This is a genomic window from Mycobacterium sp., from assembly GCF_049281135.1.
GTDB lineage: Bacteria > Actinomycetota > Actinomycetes > Mycobacteriales > Mycobacteriaceae > Mycobacterium.
In genome coordinates this window covers 1-2,223 of sequence record NZ_JBAPRN010000749.1, presented here as the reverse complement: position 1 = coordinate 2,223, position 2,223 = coordinate 1, and the positions used below count along the sequence as shown (strand labels likewise).

Genomic DNA, 2,223 nt, shown 5'->3' with positions numbered 1-2,223 from the left:
CTGTCAATGTCGAGTCCGGCGTTCCGTTGGCGCCGTTGCCGATCAGGATGCCGCTGCCACCAACGTCGTGCCACAGCGTGTTGAGCTGGGCGTCGTACGCGGCACCGGATTGGCTGGTGATCCACTCTTGCGCGAGTGTCTGCAGCATCGCGTCGAACGAACTGGCTGCAGGGGACGGATCGGACGCCGCCGTCAGCGCCGAATCCGCAGAACCCACGCCAAGGCTGCTACTACCGGCTAGATCGGCGGCAGACGACCCCAGACCGCCGATACCCAGACTGACCAAGGGATCCGCGGCTGACACGGAATCAAGACCGGCCAGCGGCTCCAACAGACTCGCCAGCGAATTAGCGATGGAGTTCACGATGGGATCGATGACTATGTCAAACCCGTCGGCATGGGCGACCGGCGCGCTGGCCAGCGGAGTCATCGCCGCGCCAAGAATCGCCGCGGCAGCCGTCGCCAGACCGGCCGCTCGACGATGCCGGCGCGCCTTGACCTTGCGCGGCCGACGGTCCCGCTTGCTTGGGCGTTGAGCCATTTTCGGATCCTGAAAGAATCTAAGATTATCCTTAGGCACTTGTAAGGTAGCCGCAAGATGGCCCTCGGGCGTGCGTATCCGCGGAATCGTCGGATACTTTCCAAAATATCCGGCGCCCGCGCTCAGTGGGGTCAGCCGCCGCGGGCGTCGACCATCGCCGAACGGTTGACTTTGGTCGCGGCCGTTCGCGGGATCTGGTCGACGAACTCCACGGTTTTGGGCACCTTGTACGCGGCCAGCCGGGTCTTCGCGAAGAGGATGACATCCCGTTCGGACAGCGACTGTGTGCCGTCGGCCAGTTGAACCACCGCGTGTACTCGACGGCCCCACTCGCGGTCGGCGAGCCCGATGACCACCACATCGGCGATGCCACGGTGTTCGGCCAGCGCGCATTCCACCTCAGCGGGAAAGACATTGGCGCCGCCGGTGACGATCATGTCGCTGCGGCGATCGGCGATGTAGAGATAACCGTCGGCGTCGACGTGGCCGATATCGCCTGCTGTGCGGAACCCGTCGGGTGTCGACGGCAACAGCGGCGCGCCGCCGAGATAGCGGTATCCGCCGCTCATCGGCGAGCGCAGATAAATCTCACCGAGCTCACCCGGACTCACCGGCTCGCCCTGCGGGTCCAGGATGCGCACTTCGGTGTCCCGGAAACCGCGCCCGACGCTGCCAACGTGCGCCAGCCACTCGTCACCGCGTAATGCGGTTATTCCCAGGCCCTCGGTCATCCCGTAAGCCATCACGACCTGTTCCGGGCTTAGCAGGTCGAACCAGGTTCGTAGCAGCGTATGTGGCATCACCGCGGCGCCCTGCAAGATCCACGCGACGCTGGATAGATCCCGTTGACGTATGTCCGAAAGGGCCGCGATGCGGGCGAGCATGGTCGGTGTGGCCGTGAAGTTGGTGACGCGGTAGCGCTCGATCACGTCCACAACGGTTGCCGCATCGAACTTTTCGAGCACCACCAATCTGTCGCCGCCCAGCAGGTAGGTCATCGGTGAGAAGCCGTTGGTGTGATACATCGGAGCGGGCACCAGGATGGTCTGCGGCTGCGCCGTCGGCGCCCAGGCTGCCAGGAATGGGAACGACGATTCAGGCGTCCAGATACCTTGCGCCAGAGTGAGAATGACCTTCGGCAGACCGGTGGATCCGCTGCTGCATATCCCGTTCGCGTTGGGGGACACCAGCACCGGCAGCGGGTCGTCGGACTGGTCGCCGGCGTGTGCGGTCAACGTCGACAGCGTCTGTTCGTCGACGGTGACCGCCGGGTCGATGACCTCCAGCACCCGGGACCGCTCCCAGTCGGGCAGATCCCAGCGCATCGGAACCGGGACAGCGCCTATCTTCCAACAACCCAGCACGGCCAGCACCAGGTGCTCGGAATTGGGAATCGCCAGTGCGACAAGCGAACCGATCTCAGCGCCGCCGGCTGTCAGCGCCCGTCCCCATTGATTGGCCCGGCGGTCCAGTTCCGCGAAGCTCATCGAGTGCCCGGTACCGTCACGCGCGATGACGGTCAGGGCAATATCGTCACGACGTTGTTCGGCGAGCTGCTGAAGTTTGGCTCCGAACGGAATTCCTTCGTCAAGCGGTTGGGAGGCCTGTTCAGCAGCGACCGGGTCGGTGCTCACGTGCGCCGCTCCTCCTGCCCTTTTCCGATCGCAGTGCCCTGTTGATCG

At 64.6% G+C, this 2,223-nt stretch carries 1 protein-coding gene and 1 pseudogene; both read right to left on the bottom strand.

The window, feature by feature from the left end; all coding sequences use genetic code 11:
• Positions 1 to 541: pseudogene (locus tag WAN02_RS29790) on the bottom strand (hypothetical protein); the annotation flags it as partial.
• Positions 542 to 672: 131 nt separating this feature from the next.
• Positions 673 to 2,175, bottom strand: coding sequence for a class I adenylate-forming enzyme family protein (locus WAN02_RS29785; RefSeq protein ID WP_422268980.1), 1,503 nt, complete (start codon positions 2,173 to 2,175; stop codon positions 673 to 675).
• Positions 2,176 to 2,223 lie beyond the last annotated feature (48 nt).